We start from the raw sequence: 20,195 nt of genomic DNA, 5'->3' as shown, positions 1-20,195 counted from the left end.
CCACACCGCTTGTGGACCGCGGCTGGGCAAACGTGTGGACAAGTCGCGGCAACCCAGCCGCGCCAATGCTTTCGAAGGTGTGGTGAAAATACCGCCAGCGTCGGCCGGGATGATCCGGCCGACGCGGGCAGGTGCCGGGTCAGGCGGCGACGAGGCGCCCGCGCAGCGAGTTGCTCAGCGCCTCGGTGATCAGCACATCGACGAACTGGCCGACCAGACGCGGGGGGCCGGCGAAGTTCACCGAGCGCATGTTCTCGGTCTTGCCGGTCAGCTCGTTCGGGTCCTTGCGCGAAGGCCCTTCGACCAGCACGCGCTGCACGCTGCCCACCATCGCCTGGGAGATGCCAGCGGCATGCGCATTGATATGCGCCTGCAGCCGCGACAGCCGGGCGTGCTTCTCGGCATCCGGGGTGGTGTCTTCCAGGTCGGCCGCCGGGGTGCCCGGGCGGCGCGAATAGATGAAGGAGAAGCTCTGGTCGAAGCCCACGTCCTCGATCAGTTTCATGGTTTTTTCGAAGTCGGCGTCGGTCTCGCCGGGAAAACCGACGATGAAGTCCGAGCTGATCGAGATGTCCGGGCGCACCGCGCGCAGCTTGCGGATCCTGGCCTTGAACTCCAGCGCGGTGTAGCCGCGCTTCATGGCGCTGAGGATGCGGTCGCTGCCGGCCTGCACCGGCAGGTGCAGATAGTTGGCCAGCTGCGGCACATCGCGATAGGCATCGATCAGCGAATCGGAGAACTCCAGCGGGTGCGAGGTGGTGAAACGGATGCGGCCGATGCCATCGATCTCGGCGATGGTGCGGATCAGCAAGCCCAGGTCGGCGACTTCGCCTTCGCCGTAAGGACCACGATAGGCATTGACGTTCTGCCCGAGCAGGTTGATCTCGCGCACGCCCTGGGCCGCCAGCTGCGCCACTTCCACCAGTACGTCCTCGAACGGACGGCTGACCTCGGTGCCGCGGGTGTAGGGCACCACGCAGAACGAGCAGTATTTGGAACAGCCCTCCATGATCGACACGAATGCCGAAGGGCCGTCGGCGCGCGGCTCGGGCAGGCGGTCGAACTTCTCGATTTCCGGAAAGCTGATGTCCACCTGCGGGTTGCCCGACTCGCGGCGCTGGCGGATCAGTTCCGGCAGCCGGTGCAACGTCTGCGGCCCGAACACCAGGTCCACGTAGGGCGCGCGCTTGACGATGGCTTCGCCTTCCTGCGAGGCCACGCAACCGCCGACGCCGATGATCACCGGCTTGCCGCCGGCCTTGAGCGCCTTCCAGCGGCCCAGCTGGCTGAACACCTTTTCCTGTGCCTTTTCGCGGATCGAACAGGTGTTGACCAGCACCACGTCGGCTTCTTCCGGGTTGTCAGTCAGTTCCAGGCCCTCGGAAGCGGCCAGCACGTCGGCCATTTTCGCCGAGTCGTACTCGTTCATCTGGCAACCGTGGGTCTTGATGTACAGCTTTCCGCGCACGGGGCCGGACGCCCGGGGCTTGGCGCCAGGCAGGGGGATCAGTTCAGCGGGGGTCATTTCAGTGGCCGGCGCGGCAGAGCCGGCCGTGGCCGACAGGGGAGAGGCGGAGGTCCCGGGCATGGTGCTTATTCCAGACGGGTGGGCGGGCAGGCAGCACGGGGCTGCGACGAGGGCGCCATTGTATCGGCGCGCGGGCCGGGCTGCGCGGCGGCTGCGGTGGCGGTCAGGGCGGGGGCGGCGTCAGCAACTTGGCAATTGGCCGCGGTTTCGGGGAAACTTGCGCCCATGAAGGGGATGTTGGGGTTATCGGGACTGTTGCTTGCAACACTGACGGCTGTGCCCGCCAGTGCCGGCACGCTGTACAAGTGCGTCGGTGGCGACGGCATTCCCAGCTATGTCAGCAAGCGGATCGGCGGCGCCAGCTGCAGTGCGCTCAGCAGTTACACGCCGTCCCGGCACACCCCGCCGCGGCGCCCGTCGGCGGCGCCCACGGTGGCCACGGTTATCCCACCGGCTCCCGCGCCGGCTGCGTCGACTCCGCTGGCAGCATCCATCGCCCCGGCAAGTTTGGATGCCGATTCGCTGGCCGCGCCGGTTCCGGCCAGGCCAAGCAAGACCCAGCGGGTGGTCAGCGGGCAGGTCTACAGCTACATGAAAGACGGGGTGCGCCACTACACCAGCACCCGGCCGCAGCAGGTGGCCAGCGTCGGCGGGCTGCGCACCATCCGCTACAGCTTCATCGAGAAGTGCTACGCCTGCGGCGCCAACCCCGGGGTCAACTTCGGATCGGTGCGGCTCAACACCACCGCCTATCAGGGCGAGATCGCCTCGGCCGCCCGCGAGTTCGGCGTCGAGGAAGCGATCGTGCGCGCGATCATCCACGCCGAATCCGCGTTCAATCCCATGGCGCTGAGCCGGGCCGGTGCGCAGGGGCTGATGCAGTTGATGCCGCCGACGGCGCGCCGGTTCGGAGTCAACGACTCCTATGACGCGTCACAGAACATCCGCGGTGGCGTGCAGTATCTGTCGTGGCTGCTCAAGCGCTTCAATGGCAACCTGACGCTCGCCGCGGCCGGCTACAACGCCGGCGAAGGCGCGGTGGATCGTCATGGCGGTGTTCCCCCCTACAGTGAAACCCAGTACTACGTAAAGCGTGTGGCACAGCTTGCAGAGCGCTACCGCGGCATTGCGGGCACCGCGCAGTAACCGTGTTGCCACCGCCCGTGACAAAAGTCGCGCGCTGTAGTGTTATCGCATTGTGCGGCCGTTAAGCGTTCCGCTACACTCGGGGAAGATACAACGCGCACTGGCCCCCACCAGGACGCGGGCAGCCTCAAGCTACCTAATCAATATCGGAGTGCCGGATGGCCAACGATGGGGTAAACGATCCAGTCAACACGGGACGTCGACGGTTTCTCACCGCCACCACGGCAGTAGTCGGGGCGGTCGGGGTCGGTTTCGCGGCAGTGCCTTTCATCAAGTCCTGGAATCCCAGCGCACGCGCCAAGCTGGCGGGTGTTCCGGTGACGGCGGATATCAGCGCCCTGCAGGAAGGGCAGCGACTGATACTGGAGTGGCGGGGGCAGCCGATCTGGATCGTGAAGCGATCCAAGGCCATCCTTGATGCATTGCATGGGCTTGACGGGCGGTTGCGCGACCCCGAATCCGAGGTCAAGGACCAGCAGCCGGCCTATGTGCTCAAGGGTAATCCGGAGTTCCGTGCGATCAAGCCGCAGATATCGGTTCTGGTCGGGCTGTGCACGCATCTGGGCTGTTCCCCCGATATGGTCGCCGAAATCCGTCCCGAGCCCTACGACGCGAACTGGAAGGGAGGCTACTTCTGCCCCTGCCACAAGTCGCGCTTCGACATGTCCGGGCGGGTGTTCAAGGATGTGCCAGCGCCGATCAATCTGCTGGTGCCACCGCATCACTACAAGGACGACAACACCATCGTCATCGGTGTTGATCCGCAGGGGGCAGCATAAGCCATGGCCAACAATATCCTTGCCCGCACTGCCGATGGCCTGATGAACTGGGTCAATGAGCGCGCGCCCGGTTTGATGCCGGTGTACCGCAAGCATGTCAGCGAGTACTACGCGCCGAAGAATTTCAATATCTGGTACTACTTCGGCTCGTTGGCGATGGTGCTTCTGGTCAACCAGATCCTGACCGGCATCTTCCTGACCATGCACTACAAGCCCAGTGCAACCGAGGCGTTCGCATCGATCGAATACATCATGCGCGACGTCGATTGGGGCTGGTTGATCCGCTATATGCATTCCACCGGTGCCTCGCTGTTTTTCATCGTGATCTATCTGCACATGTTCCGTGGACTGATGTACGGCAGCTACCAGAAGCCGCGGGAACTGGTGTGGATCCTGGGCATGCTGATCTACCTTGTGCTGATGGCCGAGGCGTTCATGGGCTACGTGCTGCCCTGGGGACAGATGTCGTTCTGGGGCGCCAAGGTGATCATTTCCCTGTTCGGCGCGATTCCGGTGATCGGCACGGGGCTGACCGAGTGGATCATGGGCGACTACCTGCCCGCCGACGCCACCCTCAACCGCTTTTTCGCCCTGCACGTGATCGCCCTGCCGCTGGTGCTGTTGCTGCTGGTGGTGCTGCACCTGGGTGCGCTGCACGAAGTGGGCTCGAACAACCCCGATGGCGTGGAGATCAAGAAAGGGCCGAAGGGGAATCGCTGGTCGTCCCTGGCGCCGGCCGATGGCATTCCCTTCCATCCGTACTACACGGTCAAGGATCTGGTCGGGGTCGGCGCGCTGCTGGTGATTGCCGCTTTCATCATCTTTTTTGCGCCCGGCTTTGGCGGCCTGTTCCTGGAGCATGACAACTTCACCGAGGCCAACCGTCTGGTCACCCCGGAGCACATCAAGCCGGTCTGGTACTACACACCGTATTACGCGATGTTGCGGGTGATCCCGAACAAGCTGGGCGGGGTGGCCGTGATGTTTTCCGCAATCGCCATCCTGTTCCTGGTGCCTTGGCTGGACCGGGCAAAAGTGCGCTCGATCCGTTATCGCGGCCTGATCTCCAAGGTCATGCTGGGCACGCTGGTGGTCTGCTTTGTGTGGCTGGGGATCATCGGCTCCGGTCCCGGCACCGATATCCATGAAACCTACATCGGCCGTGTACTGACCTTCCTGTACTTTGCCTTCTTCCTCACCATGCCGATTTGGACCAAGCTGGACCAGGTCAAGCCGGTTCCGGGACGGGTGACGACGCATGACTGACAAATGGATTGTGCGGCTGGCCTGCATGGCCGCCCTGATGTTCTCGGGCTCCGTCTCCGCCTCCGGGCAGGGCGCGCTGCAACAGGCAGGTACCGACCTGACCGATCGTGCGTCGTTGCAGCGTGGCGCGCAGGCCTACATGAACTACTGCTCGGGCTGCCATTCGCTCAAATACCTGCGCTATTCGCGCATGGCCGATGACCTCGGGCTGACCGAGGAAGAGGTGATGAACAACCTCAACTTCACCGGTGCGGCCTATGGCGAGCAGATCCAGGTGGCGATGGCGCATGCACCAGCGGACAAATGGTTTGGCAAGATGCCGCCCGATCTGAGCCTGATTGCCCGCGTTCGCGGCAGCGACTGGATCTACACGTATCTGAAGTCGTTCTACCTGGACCAGTCGCGGCCGCTGGGGTGGAACAATACGCTGTTTCCGAATGCCTCCATGCCCAATCCGCTGTGGCAGCTGCAGGGAATGCAGCATGCCGTGTATGGCGCCCCGGACAAGGTCAGCGGGGAGCGCCCGGTGCTGGGTCTGAAGGTGGAGCAGGCGGGCACTGTCAGCGCCCGGCAATATGATCAGACCGTTCGCGACATCACCAATTTTCTGGAGTATGCCGGCGAACCCGCCGCGCTCAAACGCCAGGGAATGGGGGTGTGGGTGGTACTGTTCCTGGCGTTCTTTACCTTGCTGGCCTATCTGTTGAAGAAGGAATACTGGAAGGACGTGCATTGAGTTAAGTGGCCCCGGTGATTTGCAACGCCGGCATTTGTTTCCACGGTGGTCCGTAGCTGTAGTTGGCATCCGTGGTGTCGGATTGCACACTCGGTAACCGTGGCGACCGCCGGTAATGGGCCGGCGGCGCCGTTTGGCTGGCGGATTCCGGCCGTTGGAGAGCCTTTGATGGCGGCGAGTGTGCGTATGCGAAATACCCTGACGTTGTTCTCGGCCAATGATGATGTCCTCTGCCACCGGGTGCGGCTTGTACTGGCCGCCAAAGGCGTGACCTACGACTATGTCGCGGTCGATGCACAGAACCCGCCGGAAGACCTGATCGATCTCAACCCCTACCATTCGGTGCCCACGCTGGTGGAGCGGGAGCTGGTCCTCTATGCCGCTTCGGTGGTCAGTGAATACCTGGATGAGCGTTATCCGCATCCGCCGCTGATGCCGGTGGACCCGCTGTCCAAGGCGCGGCTGCGTCTGGCGATGCTGCGCATCGAGCACGACTGGGTACCGCAGGTGCAGGCGATCCAGCTGGGCAACAAGACCCAGGCCGAAGCCGGGCGCAAGCGTCTGAAGGAGCTTGTGGCGCAGTCGGTGCCGCTGTTCAAGGCCTCCAAGTTCTTCCTCAATCCCGAAATGAGCCTGGCTGATTGTGCAATGGCGCCGATCATCTGGCGGCTGCAGGCACTGGGTATCCCGTTGCCCAAGGATGGCAAGGCGATCGAGGATTACGGCAACCGGATCTTCCGCAATCCCGGCTTCATCCGCAGCCTGACCGATCAGGAAAAGAAGCTGCGCGAGTTGCCGGTCTGATCGGCATCGGCCGGCTGTATGCCGACTTATCGGCCGCTGCCGACCGCTGTGGATGCACGGGGTTGCCGCGTACACTTGTCACATGACTGAAGAAAATTTTCGCATGAGCAGCCATCGCCCGTACCTGCTGCGGGCGCTGGTGGAGTGGATCAACGACAACGGGATGACCCCGCATGTCATGGTGGACGCCGGTGTGGCGGGTGTGCAGGTGCCGGCCAGCGCGGTGAATGACGGTCGCGTGGTGCTCAATATTGCCGAGCGCGCCGTAATGCGGCTGCATATCGACAATGAAACGCTCAGCTTCACCGCGCGTTTTTCCGGGGTCAGTTTTCCGGTAAGCGTGCCGATTGCTGCGATTCTGGCGGTGTACGCGCGCGAAACCGGGCACGGGATGGCGTTGCCGGACGATATTGCCGGTAGCGACAGTCCGCCGGATGACGATATGCCGCCCCCGCCCGGTCCGCCGGATGACATCCCTGTGGCGGGCAAACGTCCACATCTGCGGGTCGTCAAATAGTCTGGAGACACCACTGGAAAGGCGGCCGTTGGCCGCCTTTTCCATGGCTGTTCAAAAGTGCGTGGACACGCTCGTTGTGGCGGCAGGACTCCGTGGAGCAGCCAGCGAAAGGCGTGGCGGTGCGGCAGATTCAGCCGGCGTCGATGCTTTTTTCGATTTGGCTGACCCGCGCGGCGGACGGGCCGGCGAACGAGACCAGCTGGTCGCCGCGCAACACCATCCGGCCGCTGTGGCGATCGGTGCCATCGTGGGAGTACTCGAAGCGGAAGGTGCGCTCGAACCCCAGCCAGCCGTTGGGCATGCGGCAGAGGCGCAGCCCGGTGGCGTGCGCGCTCTGGTCCAGCCACTGCACATCGGCGGCCTGGCAGGCATTGCGCCCCAGTTCGCCGGCACGCTCGGCCGCGGCGCGCGAGGAGTTCCAGAACGCGTAACCGGCAGCGCCGGCAATCATCAGCAGAATAAGGCTAGGCATGCCGCCACTTTAGGGGGCTGGAGCCAAAAGAGGAACCGGGGCGGCGCCGTGAAATTTGTGGGAGGGACGCGACGGTGGGGTCGGGCGCGGCGATCGTGGTGCGTCAGCGCCTTGCCGGGATGTCCGGGGGCCGAACGGGTGTGGCGACTGCCGGCAGCCGCCCGCTCTGCGGATTGGTGGGCGATGTCGTCGGCGCTGGCGTTGGTGCCGGCGCCGGAGTTGTCACACGCAACTTCAACAGCGCCACCCAGTCCTGCCGGTTGAGGTTGCACTCGTCCTCCTGCCCGGGTGAGCAGCGTTGTTCGAGGGTCGCATCGAGCGGGGCGCCGGCCAAGGGCGGCTGGATCCTGCCAGGGCGGTCCAGCGTCAGCATCCGCATGGCGACGGTGTTGGCGACGTTGCCGCCGACCAGATACAGCGTGCGGTCGCCGCCGACATTGGCGGCAACCACCACTTCGCAGTGGGATTTCCAGTTGCCGGCGCCGCCAGTGGCCAATGCCGTGAGCAGGTCGCTGTAACTCAGTGAATTGCTGCGATCGCGAAGGAAGCACAGCAGGTCGCCCGGAGCAGGCTTTTCCGTCATCGGGTCGGTCAGCCGATAGGGGCCGTCCCGGGACGTGTTGCTCTGATAGGCGGCGCGGATGTAATCGATATGGCGCGGGGAGCGGACAAAACCGGGCGTACCGGCACGGGTCATCACCCAGGAGATGAACGCGGCCGACCAGGGGTTGTCGACCAGGAAGCTGCGGCAGTCGCTGTCGGTATAACGCGCGCCGGGAGCCGCAAAACAGCTTTGTGCACCCGGGATGGCGCCCATGGCGGCCAGGGTGCTGCTTTCGCGCCAGTAACCGGCGACGCGTTGCCAGGCGATCAGGCCGTTGTCGGCGAGATTTTCGCTTTCCGCCTCGGTCACGCTGAGGCTGGCGATGCGGCCGTCGCGGTCGATGAACGGCCGGAACCAGAGCCGGTGTTCGTCGCAGGCGGCGCGCACCACCGCCACGGCAACGCTGCTGAGGCCGTATCGCGGCGGGATATCGCAGACTTCCGCCGCGGTTGCGCTGAGGGCCGGGGCCAGCAGCACGAGCAACCACAAGCAGTTTCTGTACGCCATGGCGCGCTCCTCGACGGGGCGGACCAGCGTTGCAGAAACGACCGTGCCCGGGTCGTGAAATCAGTCGGGCGCTGGCCCGAGCTTCAGCGACAGGTCGATCGCCTGGACGTGCTTGGTCAGCCCGCCGATGGAGATGCAGTCCACGCCGTCTTCGGCAATGGCACGCAGGCCGCGCAGATCGACACTGCCGGAGACTTCCAGCGGAATCCGGCCGGCGGTGATACGCACCGCTTCGCGGCGCATGTCCGGTTCGAAATCGTCGATCAGGATCCGCTCGCAGCCGGCTGCCAGTGCCTCGCGCAGCTGCGTGAGGTCTTCGACTTCCACCACGAGGGGCAGCGAGGGGTAGTGCGCGCGTGCCGCGTGTACGGCGGCAGTGAGCGAGCCGGCCGCACGGATGTGGTTTTCCTTCAGCATCACCGTGTCGAACAGGCCGATGCGATGGTTGTCGCCACCGCCACAGCGCACCGCGTACTTCTGTGCCAGGCGCAGGCCGGGCAGGGTCTTGCGCGTGTCGAGGATACGGGTGCCGGTGCCAGCCACGGCGGCGACGTAGTGCGCGGTGGTGGTGGCAGTGCCGGACAGCGTCTGCAGGAAGTTCAACGAGGTGCGCTCGGCGCTGACCAGGCTGCGGCTGCGGCCGCGCAATATGGCCAGCACGGTGCCGGCGCTGACGTGGCCGCCTTCCGCTACGCGCCAGTCGATCCGCACATCCGGATCGAGGGCGCGATGGGTGGCGTCGAACCACGGGCGGCCGGCAATCACCGCGTCCTGCTTGCACAGCAGGTAGGCGCAGTCGGCGGTATCAGGCAACAGGGCAGCGGTAACGTCGCCGCTGCCGATGTCTTCGGCCAAGGCGCGGGCGACATCGGCTTCAATCAGCGCCTGGGCGGGCGCGGTCGGCGGATGCGGCGCCATTACTTTGCCGGAAAGCCGGCGATCTGTGCGGTGGCGACCGCTTCTTCGGCCAGCAGTACCGGGATGCCATCGTCCACCCGGAACAGCTGTTTACGGTCGCGGGTGACCAGCGCCTCGCGCCAGGGCGCGGTGACGGCGACGCCCTCGGCGTTGACGATGCCGCCGGCGGCGATGGCGCGATTGAGCGCTTCAAGCCCGCTGGATTCCAGTTGGAAAAGCGGCTGGCGGGTATCGGGGGAGCACAGCAGGTCGAGCAGTTTGCGATCCATCTGGTCTTGGTCTTGCGTGGAAGATGGCTAGAATACGTCTTTGAGGCAGGTGACGGCCAATGACCCCCAACCAATCCGCGCCGCTTGTCGGCATCGTCATGGGCTCCCGTTCCGACTGGGAAACCATGCAGCACGCCGCCCAGAAGCTCGATGCGCTGGGTATTCCCTATGAAGTGAAAGTGGTTTCGGCGCATCGCACGCCCGATGTGCTGTTCACCTATGCCGAGCAGGCATCGACCCGCGGCTTGCGGGCGATCATCGCCGGTGCCGGTGGCGCGGCCCATCTTCCGGGCATGCTGGCGGCCAAGACCGCGGTGCCGGTGCTGGGCGTGCCGGTGCAGTCCAGGACGCTCAACGGCATGGATTCGCTGCTGTCGATCGTACAGATGCCTGCGGGTATTCCGGTGGCCACGTTTGCCATCGGCAATGCCGGTGCTTCCAATGCGGCGCTGTTCGCTGCCGCGCTGCTGGCCGTTGAGCAACCGGCCATCGGTCAGGCGCTGGCGGCGTTCCGCGCCCGGCAGACCGAAGATGTCATGGCCAGCGACGACCCGCGCCTATGATCACGGTTGGAATCCTGGGCGGTGGCCAGCTCGCGCGCATGCTGGTGTTGGCCGGAGCGCCGCTGGGGCTGCGTTTCGTGGTGTTCGATCCGGCCGCCGATGCCTGCGCCGGACACGTGGCGCCGTTGCAGGTGGGCGAGTTCGATGACCCGCTCGCCCTGGCCGAATTTGCCACCAAGGTGGATGTGGTCACGTTCGATTTCGAGAACGTGCCGGCAGCCGGGGCCCAGTGGTTGGCCGAGCGGGTGCCGGTCTTTCCCGCGCCCGCCGCGTTGGCGCTGGCGCAGGACCGGCTCAGTGAAAAGACCCTGTTCCGGCAGCTGGGAATTCCACTGCCGCCGTTTGCCGATATCCGCAGTCGTGACGAACTGGCCGCCAAAGTGGCCGAGTTCGGTCTGCCGTGCATCGTCAAGACCCGACGGTTGGGCTACGACGGCAAGGGCCAGTTCCGCATCCGTGAGCAGGCCGATATCGATCTGGCGTGGCAGGCGTTAGGTGCGCAGGTCGAGGTGACCGGGCTGATCCTGGAGGGCTTTGTCGCCTTCGAGCAGGAGCTCAGCGTGGTCGCGGTGCGCGGGCGCGATGGTGAATTCCGCGCATGGCCGTTGACCCGGAACTGGCACGTGGACGGCGTGTTGTCGGCCAGTCTGGCGCCGGCCCCGGTTGCTCCCGGCCAGCACGATGTCGCGATCGGTTATGCCCGGCAGGTGGCCGAGCACCTGGACTATGTCGGCGTGTTCGCATTGGAGCTGTTCTGCCGTGACGGCGAGCTGCTGGCCAACGAGATGGCGCCCCGGGTGCACAACTCGGGGCATTGGACCTGCGAAGGCGCCGAAACCTCGCAATTCGAGAATCACCTGCGTGCCGTGCTCGGCTGGCCATTGGGCGATACCCGGATGCTGGGCCATGCCTGCATGCTGAACTGGATCGGGCAGATGCCGGCGGCGATTGCCGTGCTGTCCGAGCCGGCCGGTCACTGGCATGACTACGGCAAGCAGCCGCGGGCGGGGCGCAAGGTCGGCCACGCCACCTTGCGCGAGGATACTGCCGCCGCCCTGGCCGATGCGCTGGAGCGGGTGGGGCAGGGCCTGGGGCGCGCGGAGCAGGTCGCGCCGGTGGTTGCGATACTGCGTTCCTGAACGCGGTTTTGTTTGCGCGGATTGAATGCCGCGTTTGCTAGCGTCCTTCACGGATCCTGTGGAGGCCGCGTCATGTTGGACTGGAATGATTACCGCACAGAGTTGAAGAGCCGGATTGGCGAATTCGGGAAGCTGTCGCCCGACACGGTCAAGGGCTACGTCACGTTGAGCGATGCCGGGGCGCAGACCGGGCATCTGGATGCCAGGACCCGCGAGCTGATCGCGCTGGCGGTGGCGGTGACCACCCGCTGCGACGGCTGCATCACCACGCACGTGGATGCGGCCCTGAAGCACGGCGCCAGTCGCGAGGAAATCGCCGAGGCGTTGGCGGTAGCGGTGGCGCTCAATGCCGGTGCCGCGCTGGTGTATTCGGCCCGTGTGCTGGATGCGGTTGCCGCGCACGGCTGATCTTGCCGGGCGCGAGCGGCCGGCCCGGTCGACTCAGCGCAGCTGGGCGCTGGCGAAATCCCAGTTCACCAGCTTCCAGAAGGCTTCCAGATAGCGCGCGCGCTCGTTCTGGAAGTCGGTGTAATAAGCGTGCTCCCACAGGTCGCAGGCGAGCAGGGCGCGGCTGGCCCCGGTCAACCGGGTGCCGGCGTTGCGGGTTGCCAGCACCGCCAGCGAGCCATCCGGATGCTGGACCAGCCACGCCCAGCCCGAGCCGAACAGCGCCAGCGCGACCCTGTTGAATTCCTCGCGCATCCGCCGGGTGTCGCCGAAGCTGCGGGCGATGCCTTCGGCCAGCGGGCCGCTCGGCTCACCGCCGCCGCGCGGATGCAGGCACTGCCAGAAGAACTCGTGGTTCCAGGCCTGTGCCGCGGCCTCGAACAGCGATCCCTGGCTGTGGCGGACGATGTCGGCAAGCGGCAGGTCGGCCAGTTCGGTATTGGCGATGCGGGCATTGACCGCATCGACATAGCCGCGATGGTGCCGGCCGTGATGCAGGTCGAGACACGCCGCTGACAGATGTGGCTGAAGGGAGGTGCGGGCGTAGGGCAGTTCGAGCAATTCGACGGGCATGGTCCGTATCATTTTGAGGGAAGGGGCACCGCTACTTCGCCGCGCCGGCTTACAATTGGCAGCTGCGGGAAAGTCTATCCGACCCGGGCAGGCTGTTCGTTCGCATCAGCAGGGAGATTTCGAATGCCGGTGATGGAGAAGATCCAGGCCGAAGTGGAGCATCACCCGCTCGTCCTGTTCATGAAAGGTACGCCGCAGTATCCGATGTGCGGTTATTCCAGCCGGGCGGCGCAGGCGCTGCTTGCCGCCGGCGCGACGAACCTGCGCACGGTCAATGTGCTGGAATTTCCGGAAGTGCGGGCCAACCTGCCGCGTTATTCGAATTGGCCGACGTTCCCCCAGTTTTTCATGCATGGCGAGTTCATTGGCGGCTGCGACGTCATTCTGGAGCTGCTCGAATCCGGCGAGCTCAAGCGGATCGTGGCCGAGGCGGGGGAGCCATGAGCGCGCAGCCGGCGGAGGAACTCCCGGAGCCATTGCGTGGCCGGGTGGTATTGATCGCCGGCGCCGCTGGCGGCCTTGGTGCCGCCGCCGCCCGGGCCTGTGCCGCCGCGGGCGCCACCGTGGTGCTGCTCGGTCGCAAGGTGGCCAAGCTCAATCGCGTCTATGACAGCGTGGCCCGGTCGGGTCCCGAGCCGCTGCTGTACCCGCTCGACCTCGAAGGCGCGGTGCCCGACGATTACGCCGCCCTGGCCGGGCGGCTGCAGACCGAGTTGGGGCGGCTGGATGGCGTCTTGCACTGCGCCGCCGAGTTTGCGGGGCTGACCCCGTTCGAGCAGGGGGATCCGGCCGCGTTTGCCCGCGCAATCCACATCAACCTGACCGCCCGCGCCTGGCTCACGCAGGCCTGCCTGCCGTTGCTGCGCCAGCGCGACGATGCGGCGGTGGTATTCGCCCTGGACGATCTGCAGCGTGTCGGCCAAGCCTACTGGGGCGGTTATGGCGTGGCCCAGCATGGGCTGCGCGGGTTGCTGGAGTCGTTGCAGCACGAACTGGTCAACAGCCCGGTACGGGTCTGCGGGGTGCAGCCGGGGCCGATGCGCACCGGGCTGCGCGCACGCGCGTTCGTCGATGACGAGGATATGTCCGCCGCCGACCCGGCCGCCTATGCTGCCGCCTGCGTCAACCTGCTTGCCCCCGCGGGCGCGGCCTGGCGTGGCCGGGTGCGGGATCTGACGGCGTGACGATTCTTTCGGCAGCGCTGCTGCTGTTCCTGATCTTGGACCCGCTGGGCAATATCCCGGTGTTCCTGAGCCTGCTGCGGCCGCTGCCGCCCAGGCGCCAGCGCATCGTGCTGGTGCGCGAACTGGTGATCGCACTCGGCGTGCTGATGGCCTTCCTGTGGGGCGGCAAATACGCACTGGAACTGATGCACCTGCGCCAGGAGTCGGTCGCCATTGCTGGCGGCATCGTGCTGTTCCTGATCGGTATCCGCATGATCTTTCCGCGCCCGGAGGGGTTGATGGGCGCGATACCGGACGGTGAGCCGTTCATCGTGCCGATGGCTATTCCGCTGGTGGCGGGTCCGTCGGGAATGGCGGCGGTGATGCTGATGGGCAGCAATGAACCCGGGCGCCTGGGGGACTGGAGCCTGGCGTTGCTGCTGGCGTGGGGCGCGACAGCGGCAATCCTGATGTCGGCCACCTTGCTGTACCGGCTGTTGGGGATGCGTGCATTGAGTGCGCTGGAACGGCTGATGGGCATGTTGCTGGTGGCTATTTCAGTGCAAATGTTTCTCGATGGAATTACCGCATATCTGCGCCTTTCTTCTTGAGATATGTCATTAGATTCAATGAGATAGCGCTATGTTGCGATGCGGTAATTGCCGTCATGCCGCCGTCACAATCCCTCTATATTGTGTTAACCTACTGTTAACCGTTGCGGCTGAAACCGCGCCGGAAGGTATCCCAGATTCAAGCCGATCAGGCGCCCAGTCGACCCTGGGGCTGATGGATCGCGTTTTTCTCTTTCTCAATCGCTAACTCGTGTCGAGGCTACCCAAAAAATGAACCACCCACGCATCAGGATGTCCAAGCTTGCTCTTGGCCTCGTGGCCGCGCTTGCCGCTGCTCCCGCCTTTGCCCAGAGCACCTCCGCCGGTGTCGGCGGCCAGGTCCTGTCTTCCGCAGGCCAGCCTGTGGCAGGCGCGGAAGTCACCATCACGCACGTCGAGTCCGGCACCGTCAGCCGTGCCACGACCGATGCGGCTGGTCGCTACAACGCCCGCGGTCTGCGCGTGGGTGGTCCGTACAACATCACCATCACCAAGCCGGGTGAAGGCACCAAGACCGAAGAAGGCGTCTACCTGGCGCTGAACCAGTCGGCCACGGTCAATGCCTCGCTGACCGGTGATCTTGCCGCCAAGACGCTCGAGTCGGTGCAGGTCACCGCGATTGGCGGTGGTTCGGAAGTGTTCAGCGCCACCAAGATGGGCTCGGGCACCAGCATCGACCAGGTTGCGATCGAGTCGCTGCCGTCGATGAACGGCAACATCCAGGATTTCATGCGCCTGGATCCGCGTGTGACCTTCATCGACCGCGCGTCCGGTTCCATTTCCGCCGGTGGCCAGAACCCGCGCTTCAACTCGATCTCGATCGACGGCGTGTCCGCCTCCGATACCTTCGGTCTGGAAGGCAACAACATGCCGACCAAGCGCCAGCCGGTGTCGATGGAAGCCATCGAGGCGATCGACATCAAGCTGTCCAGCTATGACGTCAGCTCGCCGTCGGCCTCGGGCGCGACGGTGAACGCGGTGACCAAGTCCGGTACCAACGAGTTCCATGGTTCGGTCTACGGCTACATGCGGGATGGCAACTGGTTCGGCAAGAATCCGGAAGGCAAGAAGTTCGCCGGTTTCGACGACGAGCGCACCTACGGCGTGACCTTCGGTGGCCCGCTGGTCAAGGACAAGCTGTTCTTCTTCGCCAACTATGAAAACTACCTGCAGTCGGCGCCGGGTACCGACCTGAGCGGCACTGCGCTTGGCAAGGCCAATGCGGTCATCACCGATGCCGACATCGCCCGCGCCCAGCAGATCGCCGACAAGTACGGCTTCAATGCCGGCGGCCTGTCCAGCAACGGTGATACCGAGCTGGAAGAGTACGCGCTGAAGATCGACTGGAACATCAACGAAAACCACCGCGCCAACGTGCGTTACAGCAAGCTGGACCAGAACAAGCTGCGCGTGCAGGGCATGGGCACTTCGTCGGTTTCGCTGAGCTCGTACTGGTATCAGCACCAGAAGACGGTCGAGTCCTATGTCGGCCAGGTGTTCAGTGACTGGTCGGACAACTTCTCCACCGAATTCAAGGCGTCGTACCGCGATTTCAGTTCGGTGCGTGTGACCGACAGTACCGCTCCGAGCATCCGCGTGTTCTTTGGCGGCACCGAAGCCTCACCGTCGGGCGATTCGATCTATCTGGGTACCGAAGCCAATACCCAGGGCAACACCCTGATCACCAAGACCTGGGATTACTCCGGTTCGGCGACGTGGACGCTGGGTAACCACGATATCAAGTTCGGCTTCAACTACAGCGACAACGATATCTACAACTATTTCGGCGCCAACTCGTGGGGCACCTACACGTTCTTTGGCCTGGACAACTTCGCAGCCGGCCGTTACAGCAGCTATAACACCAGCGTCGAGACCGCGCCGGGTTCCATTGCCGCCGCCTACGCCAGCACTAATCTGGGTCTGTTCATCCAGGACACCTGGTATGTGAACAACAACCTGACCTTGACCTACGGTGTGCGCGCCGACCGTCCTGACGTCGACAAGGATCCGGCTTACAACGCTGCGGCGTCGGCCTATTTCGGCTACAACAACAGCAAGGTGTTCGACAGCAAGTTCCTGATCCAGCCGCGCGTCGGTTTCAACTACACCTTCGACAGCGACCGTCCGACGCAGATGCGTGGTGGCGTGGGCCTGTTCCAGGGTGATGCGCCGCAGGTGTGGATCAGCAACAGCTTCAGCACCACCGGTTTCAACTACACCTCGTACAACTTCACCAGCTTCAATCCGGCCTATCCGTTCAACCCGGATGGCGTGAACCAGAAGGATTCGTTCCCGGCCACGGGTGGTTCGCTGGGCGCACAGAACGTCAATTTCGTCGCCAACAACTTCAAGCTGCCGTCGGTGTACAAGGCCAACCTCGCGTTCGATCACGAACTGCCGTGGTACGGCCTGGTCGCCTCGGCCGAAGTGGCGTTGACCCGGGTCAAGGACGGCCTGTACTACCAGAGCCTGAATATCGGCAAGGTGCCGGTGCCGGGTGACGGTCCCGTGCCGGCGTTCATCGGCCCCGATGGCCGTGAGATGTATTACAACCCGGGCAAGGTGGGCCCATGGGGCAGCGGCGATGCCCGCTTCGGCCGCAATACCGCGTACAACAACGTTTTCCTGATCGACAACACCGACAGGGGTGGTACCAATCAGGTCACGGTGAGTCTGACCAAGCCGTGGAGCATGGACAGCGACTGGTCGTGGAATCTGGGCTACACCTACACCCGCGCCAAGGAAGTGGGCAGCCTGACCAGCTCCACCGCCAGCTCGGGTTGGGGTTACCAGTACGGCTTCAATGCCAATGACGGCGCTCAGACCACCGCGCGTTACGAAATCCGTGACCGTGTATCGGGCAGCCTGAACTGGAAGCACAACTTCTTCGGCGATTACCAGACCCGCGTAGGCATGGTGTATGAAGGCCGCAGCGGTCGTCCGTTCAGCTATGTCTATGTGAATGACGCCAACGGCGACAGCCGTACCGCCAACGACCTGTTCTACGTGCCGAACCGTGGCGATGTGCTGTTCGGTTCGTATGTCAACGGCAAGTTCGTTGCCGATGCGGCCATGGAGCAGCGCTTCTTCGAATGGCTGGAGGCCAATCCGTCGCTGGCCGGCTACAAGGGTCGCGTGGCTCCGGCCAATGACTTCCGCACCAGCTGGATCAACACCTTCGACGTGCGTATCAGCCAGGACCTGCCGGGCTTCATGAAGGGCCACAAGTCCGAGATCTGGCTTGATATCCAGAACGTGGGCAACCTGCTCAACAAGAAGTGGGGCAACATCTACGATTACGGCTTCTTCGCCGACGCACGCGTCGCCTCGCTGCTGGGCATGGAGGGCGGCAAGTACGTCTACAACTTCAACCGTGCCGATGCGCCGACCATCGCCAACAACGACGCTGACGGCTTCGACACGGGTGTGTCGCAGTGGTCGCTCCAGCTGGGCTTCAAGTACAAGTTCTGATCGGCTGGCTGATCGGTCGTAAACTGGAAACGGTCGGGGCAACCCGGCCGTTTTCCTTTTGTGGAGAGCGGCGCTACAGTCGCTGCTCAAAGAAGAGAGCGGTTATAGATGGAAATGAAGAAGAGCGAGATGGCGGTCCGCGCACTGCCGGTCCAGGATGCGCGGATTTACCCGCGCGGCGGGCTGGATGTGTTGTCGCGGGCGGAGGTGGCGCGTCTGCGCGACGCATCCACCGGCGGTATGCACGAGCTGCTGCGCCGTTGCGCGCTGGCGGTGCTGACCAGTGGCAGCGCCTCGGATGATCCGCGCGCCGCGCGTGATCTCTACCCGGATTTCGATATCCAGGTCACCCAGCAGGACCGCGGGGTGCGCATCGACCTGAGCAACGCGCCGGCAATGGCGTTCGTCGATGGCGAGATCATCCGCGGTATCGCCGAACTGTTGTTTGCCGTGGTCCGCGACCTGGCCTACATGGCCATAGAGCTGGGCCCGGAATACGCCTCGGACCTGGAATCTTCCGATGGCATCACCAACGCGGTGTTCGGCCTGCTGCGCAACGCGCGCATCCTGCAGCCGAGCGAGCCGAATCTGGTGGTGTGCTGGGGCGGGCACTCGATCTCGCGTGACGAATACCTCTACACCAAACAGGTCGGTTACGAGCTGGGATTGCGCGGTCTGGACATCTGCACCGGCTGCGGCCCGGGAGCGATGAAGGGACCAATGAAGGGCGCGACCATCGCCCATGCCAAGCAGCGCAAGACCACCACCCGCTACATCGGCATCACCGAGCCGGGCATCATCGCCGCCGAGTCGCCGAATCCGATCGTCAACCACCTGGTGATCATGCCCGACATCGAAAAGCGCCTTGAGGCGTTCGTTCGTATCGGCCACGGCATCATCGTGTTTCCGGGCGGTGTGGGCACCGCCGAAGAAATCCTCTACCTGCTGGGCATCCTGCTGCGCGAGGAGAACAAGGGGCTTCCGTTCCCGCTGATCCTCAGCGGCCCGACCATTGCCGCACCGTACTTCGAGCAGATCGACCGCTTCATCCGGCTGACCCTGGGTGACGAGGCCGCCAGCCGCTACGAGATCGTGGTGGGCGACCCGGTCGCAGTGGCGCGCAAGATGGCGCAGGGCATCAAGCGGGTCCGCGAATACCGGTTGGCGCAGAAGGATTCGTTCTTCTTCAACTGGTCGGTGGACATCCCGCTGGACTACCAGCAGCCCTTCGTCCCCACCCACGAAGCCATGGCTGCGCTCAACCTGCACCAGGGCCGGCCCGCCGATGCCTTGGCCGCTGATCTGCGGCGCGCGTTCTCCGGCATCGTTGCCGGCAACGTCAAGGAGGATGGCATGCAGCGTATCGAACAGCACGGCCCGTTCCAGATCCACGGCGACCCGGACATGATGCAGGCGCTGGACGAACTGCTCCGCGCGTTCGTGGGCCAGCGTCGCATGAAGATTTCCGGCGAGTACCGGCCCTGTTACCGGGTTGTGACCTGAGGGTTTGGCGGCAGGAGGATGGTCGCGACATAGCGGCCGTCTTCCACGTAGGTTTCCAGTCGGCCCTTCTCGCGGGTCATGGCTTTCAAGCGCGCGCGCACCGATTCCAGTCCGATTTGGTGGCCTTGAGTAAGTGAAGCGGAGGGTGATACGGGATTGGTTATCGCAATTTTCGTGTAGCCATTGTCGTTGGAGACTGAGATTTGCAGCGTGCCACCCAGCGGAAAGGGTTCGATGCCGTGGCGGATGGCGTTTTCGACCAGAGGTTGGATTGAAAGCGAGGGTAGTGTTACAGCGGCGATCAACTCGGGTAAATCCCAGACGACCACCAGTCGCTGTCCAAGGCGTAATGATTCGATTTCAAGGTAGCGCTTTGCAAGCTCCAGTTCCTCCCCAAGGGTGATATTTGAAGGGCTTGCAAGAGCGGCGCGGAAAAGGTCGGCCAAGTCCAGCAGCAGGCGTTCGGCCTGTTCCGGGCGTTGCTGGATAAGTGCCACTCCCGTATTGAGGGTGTTAAAGAGGAAGTGGGGTTGGATCCTCGCCTGCAGTGCCTCAAGTCGCGATCGTTGGGCATGGATGGCGAGCTGTCTGGCGCGGAGGTGGTTCTGGATCGCGGCCAATCCCAAGAGCCCGACCGTCAGCGAGATTCCCAAAAATCTCACAAACAGGGAGTGCCATCCTCCTGCGGGCATCGCCCAGAATTCGTGCAGCAACAGCCACGCCGAGGCGCTGACCAGGCTGCTGGCAACAATCAGCAGTAGCAGGGCCGTATATGCGACATAGATCGGGCGTAGCCGGACAAGCTGCCGTCGCAATAGATACAGCGAGCCAAGTGTCAGCAATGACACCCACTGGATAATCAGCGAGGTCAAGCCGAAATAGGTCAGCCGGTCATTCTCGACCCCAGGTGCCAATGTCAACACCAGCGCCAGGCCTTCCCCGGCAAGCAATATCCAGACAATCACAGAGGCTTGCCAGAGAGCGTCCAGCTGGCTCTGCGGTGGCGGCGTTCTACGCATGTTTCAGATCCCCAAGGGGAGTGTGGCGAGGGCGGCCTATGATGCCTTGTTGAAGCGGCACATGGCGGTTTCGGCCGTTCGAGTCACTCGGCCTGCCGTTTGTCGGCACTACCGTGGTCTTGTGGTGCCGGTGTGCTTATTGTGTGCTGGGATCTACTCT

21 protein-coding genes are annotated in these 20,195 nt (G+C 64.1%); 14 read left to right on the top strand and 7 right to left on the bottom strand.

Annotated features, from left to right (window positions below):
- Window positions 1-139 precede the first annotated feature (139 nt).
- Window positions 140-1,525, bottom strand: a complete 1,386-nt coding sequence (gene miaB, locus QZH66_RS05565; RefSeq protein WP_305804999.1) for a tRNA (N6-isopentenyl adenosine(37)-C2)-methylthiotransferase MiaB — start codon at window positions 1,523-1,525, stop codon at window positions 140-142.
- A gap of 228 nt (window positions 1,526-1,753) precedes the next feature.
- On the opposite strand from miaB, the gene QZH66_RS05560 reads away from it, so the two are divergent.
- The 6 genes from QZH66_RS05560 to QZH66_RS05535 all read left to right on the top strand — a co-directional run bounded on the left by QZH66_RS05560 (window position 1,754) and on the right by QZH66_RS05535 (window position 6,776).
- Complete coding sequence (locus QZH66_RS05560; RefSeq protein ID WP_305804961.1) at window positions 1,754-2,674, top strand: lytic transglycosylase domain-containing protein; 921 nt, start codon at window positions 1,754-1,756, stop codon at window positions 2,672-2,674.
- Between the two features lie 158 nt (window positions 2,675-2,832).
- Entirely contained in the window at window positions 2,833-3,453 is a 621-nt protein-coding gene (gene petA, locus QZH66_RS05555) for a ubiquinol-cytochrome c reductase iron-sulfur subunit (protein WP_305804960.1), read from the top strand.
- 3 nt (window positions 3,454-3,456) lie between these two features.
- Window positions 3,457-4,719, top strand: a complete 1,263-nt coding sequence (locus QZH66_RS05550) for a cytochrome bc complex cytochrome b subunit (protein ID WP_305804959.1) — start codon at window positions 3,457-3,459, stop codon at window positions 4,717-4,719.
- Between the two features lie 25 nt (window positions 4,720-4,744).
- Window positions 4,745-5,455: a cytochrome c1 gene (locus QZH66_RS05545; protein WP_305804998.1), complete on the top strand. Its 711-nt coding sequence runs from the start codon at window positions 4,745-4,747 to the stop codon at window positions 5,453-5,455.
- 168 nt (window positions 5,456-5,623) lie between these two features.
- Window positions 5,624-6,259 (top strand): glutathione S-transferase N-terminal domain-containing protein, encoded by a 636-nt coding sequence (locus QZH66_RS05540; protein WP_305804958.1) that lies wholly within the window; start codon window positions 5,624-5,626, stop codon window positions 6,257-6,259.
- 82 nt (window positions 6,260-6,341) lie between these two features.
- Complete coding sequence (locus QZH66_RS05535; RefSeq protein ID WP_305804997.1) at window positions 6,342-6,776, top strand: ClpXP protease specificity-enhancing factor; 435 nt, start codon at window positions 6,342-6,344, stop codon at window positions 6,774-6,776.
- A 130-nt stretch (window positions 6,777-6,906) separates the two neighbouring features.
- Here QZH66_RS05535 and QZH66_RS05530 read toward each other — a convergent pair whose 3' ends face one another.
- The 4 genes from QZH66_RS05530 to QZH66_RS05515 form a co-directional block, all read right to left on the bottom strand.
- Window positions 6,907-7,248, bottom strand: coding sequence for a DUF3301 domain-containing protein (locus QZH66_RS05530; RefSeq protein ID WP_305804957.1), 342 nt, complete (start codon window positions 7,246-7,248; stop codon window positions 6,907-6,909).
- A 103-nt stretch (window positions 7,249-7,351) separates the two neighbouring features.
- Window positions 7,352-8,359, bottom strand: a complete 1,008-nt coding sequence (locus QZH66_RS05525; protein ID WP_305804956.1) for a DUF2272 domain-containing protein — start codon at window positions 8,357-8,359, stop codon at window positions 7,352-7,354.
- A 60-nt stretch (window positions 8,360-8,419) separates the two neighbouring features.
- Window positions 8,420-9,277 (bottom strand): carboxylating nicotinate-nucleotide diphosphorylase, encoded by an 858-nt coding sequence (gene nadC, locus QZH66_RS05520; RefSeq protein ID WP_305804955.1) that lies wholly within the window; start codon window positions 9,275-9,277, stop codon window positions 8,420-8,422.
- Entirely contained in the window at window positions 9,277-9,546 is a 270-nt protein-coding gene (locus tag QZH66_RS05515; RefSeq protein WP_305804954.1) for a Trm112 family protein, read from the bottom strand. The genes nadC and QZH66_RS05515 overlap by 1 nt, the downstream gene beginning before the upstream one ends.
- A gap of 59 nt (window positions 9,547-9,605) precedes the next feature.
- On the opposite strand from QZH66_RS05515, the gene purE reads away from it, so the two are divergent.
- The 3 genes from purE to QZH66_RS05500 all read left to right on the top strand — a co-directional run bounded on the left by purE (window position 9,606) and on the right by QZH66_RS05500 (window position 11,656).
- Window positions 9,606-10,109, top strand: coding sequence for a 5-(carboxyamino)imidazole ribonucleotide mutase (gene purE, locus QZH66_RS05510; protein WP_305804953.1), 504 nt, complete (start codon window positions 9,606-9,608; stop codon window positions 10,107-10,109).
- Window positions 10,106-11,248 (top strand): 5-(carboxyamino)imidazole ribonucleotide synthase, encoded by a 1,143-nt coding sequence (locus QZH66_RS05505; protein WP_305804952.1) that lies wholly within the window; start codon window positions 10,106-10,108, stop codon window positions 11,246-11,248. Before purE ends, QZH66_RS05505 begins: the two co-directional genes overlap by 4 nt.
- A gap of 72 nt (window positions 11,249-11,320) precedes the next feature.
- A complete protein-coding gene (locus QZH66_RS05500) occupies window positions 11,321-11,656 on the top strand; it encodes a carboxymuconolactone decarboxylase family protein (protein WP_305804951.1) in 336 nt (111 codons plus the stop codon).
- Window positions 11,657-11,689: 33 nt separating this feature from the next.
- Here the strand turns inward: QZH66_RS05500 and QZH66_RS05495 are convergent, their stop codons facing one another.
- Window positions 11,690-12,268 carry a superoxide dismutase gene (locus tag QZH66_RS05495; RefSeq protein WP_305804950.1) on the bottom strand — a complete coding sequence of 193 codons (579 nt, stop codon included), beginning with the start codon at window positions 12,266-12,268 and terminating at the stop codon, window positions 11,690-11,692.
- A 123-nt stretch (window positions 12,269-12,391) separates the two neighbouring features.
- Between QZH66_RS05495 and grxD the strand changes: the two genes are divergently transcribed.
- From grxD to ppnN, 5 genes are all read left to right on the top strand, one after another.
- The gene (gene grxD / locus QZH66_RS05490; protein WP_305804949.1) at window positions 12,392-12,712 is read left to right on the top strand and encodes a Grx4 family monothiol glutaredoxin; all 321 of its coding nucleotides are present in this window, start codon (window positions 12,392-12,394) and stop codon (window positions 12,710-12,712) included.
- Entirely contained in the window at window positions 12,709-13,452 is a 744-nt protein-coding gene (locus tag QZH66_RS05485; RefSeq protein ID WP_305804948.1) for an SDR family NAD(P)-dependent oxidoreductase, read from the top strand. Before grxD ends, QZH66_RS05485 begins: the two co-directional genes overlap by 4 nt.
- Window positions 13,449-14,042, top strand: coding sequence for a YhgN family NAAT transporter (locus QZH66_RS05480; RefSeq protein ID WP_305804947.1), 594 nt, complete (start codon window positions 13,449-13,451; stop codon window positions 14,040-14,042). Before QZH66_RS05485 ends, QZH66_RS05480 begins: the two co-directional genes overlap by 4 nt.
- Before the next feature lie 252 nt (window positions 14,043-14,294).
- A complete protein-coding gene (locus tag QZH66_RS05475; RefSeq protein ID WP_305804946.1) occupies window positions 14,295-17,513 on the top strand; it encodes a TonB-dependent receptor in 3,219 nt (1,072 codons plus the stop codon).
- Between the two features lie 114 nt (window positions 17,514-17,627).
- Window positions 17,628-19,016 (top strand): nucleotide 5'-monophosphate nucleosidase PpnN, encoded by a 1,389-nt coding sequence (ppnN, locus tag QZH66_RS05470; protein ID WP_305804996.1) that lies wholly within the window; start codon window positions 17,628-17,630, stop codon window positions 19,014-19,016.
- On the opposite strand, the gene QZH66_RS05465 is transcribed toward ppnN, so the two are convergent.
- On the bottom strand, window positions 18,998-20,035 hold the full coding sequence (locus tag QZH66_RS05465; protein WP_305804945.1) for a histidine kinase: 1,038 nt from the start codon (window positions 20,033-20,035) through the stop codon (window positions 18,998-19,000). The genes ppnN and QZH66_RS05465 overlap by 19 nt on opposite strands.
- Between the last annotated feature and the right edge of the window lie 160 nt (window positions 20,036-20,195).

The organism is Stenotrophomonas sp. YIM B06876 (assembly GCF_030711595.1).
GTDB lineage: Bacteria > Pseudomonadota > Gammaproteobacteria > Xanthomonadales > Xanthomonadaceae > Stenotrophomonas.
The sequence above is the reverse complement of the archived record's forward strand: the minus strand, read 5'-3'. Positions and strand labels throughout refer to the sequence as shown.

Coding starts and splice junctions, on each gene's coding strand:
- miaB (WP_305804999.1), bottom strand. CDS start 1,525: ATGACCCCCGCTGAACTGATCCCCCTGCCTGGCGCCAAGCCCCGGGCG.
- QZH66_RS05560 (WP_305804961.1), top strand. CDS start 1,754: ATGAAGGGGATGTTGGGGTTATCGGGACTGTTGCTTGCAACACTGACG.
- petA (WP_305804960.1), top strand. CDS start 2,833: ATGGCCAACGATGGGGTAAACGATCCAGTCAACACGGGACGTCGACGG.
- QZH66_RS05550 (WP_305804959.1), top strand. CDS start 3,457: ATGGCCAACAATATCCTTGCCCGCACTGCCGATGGCCTGATGAACTGG.
- QZH66_RS05545 (WP_305804998.1), top strand. CDS start 4,745: ATGGCCGCCCTGATGTTCTCGGGCTCCGTCTCCGCCTCCGGGCAGGGC.
- QZH66_RS05540 (WP_305804958.1), top strand. CDS start 5,624: ATGGCGGCGAGTGTGCGTATGCGAAATACCCTGACGTTGTTCTCGGCC.
- QZH66_RS05535 (WP_305804997.1), top strand. CDS start 6,342: ATGACTGAAGAAAATTTTCGCATGAGCAGCCATCGCCCGTACCTGCTG.
- QZH66_RS05530 (WP_305804957.1), bottom strand. CDS start 7,248: ATGCCTAGCCTTATTCTGCTGATGATTGCCGGCGCTGCCGGTTACGCG.
- QZH66_RS05525 (WP_305804956.1), bottom strand. CDS start 8,359: ATGGCGTACAGAAACTGCTTGTGGTTGCTCGTGCTGCTGGCCCCGGCC.
- nadC (WP_305804955.1), bottom strand. CDS start 9,277: ATGGCGCCGCATCCGCCGACCGCGCCCGCCCAGGCGCTGATTGAAGCC.
- QZH66_RS05515 (WP_305804954.1), bottom strand. CDS start 9,546: ATGGATCGCAAACTGCTCGACCTGCTGTGCTCCCCCGATACCCGCCAG.
- purE (WP_305804953.1), top strand. CDS start 9,606: ATGACCCCCAACCAATCCGCGCCGCTTGTCGGCATCGTCATGGGCTCC.
- QZH66_RS05505 (WP_305804952.1), top strand. CDS start 10,106: ATGATCACGGTTGGAATCCTGGGCGGTGGCCAGCTCGCGCGCATGCTG.
- QZH66_RS05500 (WP_305804951.1), top strand. CDS start 11,321: ATGTTGGACTGGAATGATTACCGCACAGAGTTGAAGAGCCGGATTGGC.
- QZH66_RS05495 (WP_305804950.1), bottom strand. CDS start 12,268: ATGCCCGTCGAATTGCTCGAACTGCCCTACGCCCGCACCTCCCTTCAG.
- grxD (WP_305804949.1), top strand. CDS start 12,392: ATGCCGGTGATGGAGAAGATCCAGGCCGAAGTGGAGCATCACCCGCTC.
- QZH66_RS05485 (WP_305804948.1), top strand. CDS start 12,709: ATGAGCGCGCAGCCGGCGGAGGAACTCCCGGAGCCATTGCGTGGCCGG.
- QZH66_RS05475 (WP_305804946.1), top strand. CDS start 14,295: ATGTCCAAGCTTGCTCTTGGCCTCGTGGCCGCGCTTGCCGCTGCTCCC.
- ppnN (WP_305804996.1), top strand. CDS start 17,628: ATGAAGAAGAGCGAGATGGCGGTCCGCGCACTGCCGGTCCAGGATGCG.
- QZH66_RS05465 (WP_305804945.1), bottom strand. CDS start 20,035: ATGCGTAGAACGCCGCCACCGCAGAGCCAGCTGGACGCTCTCTGGCAA.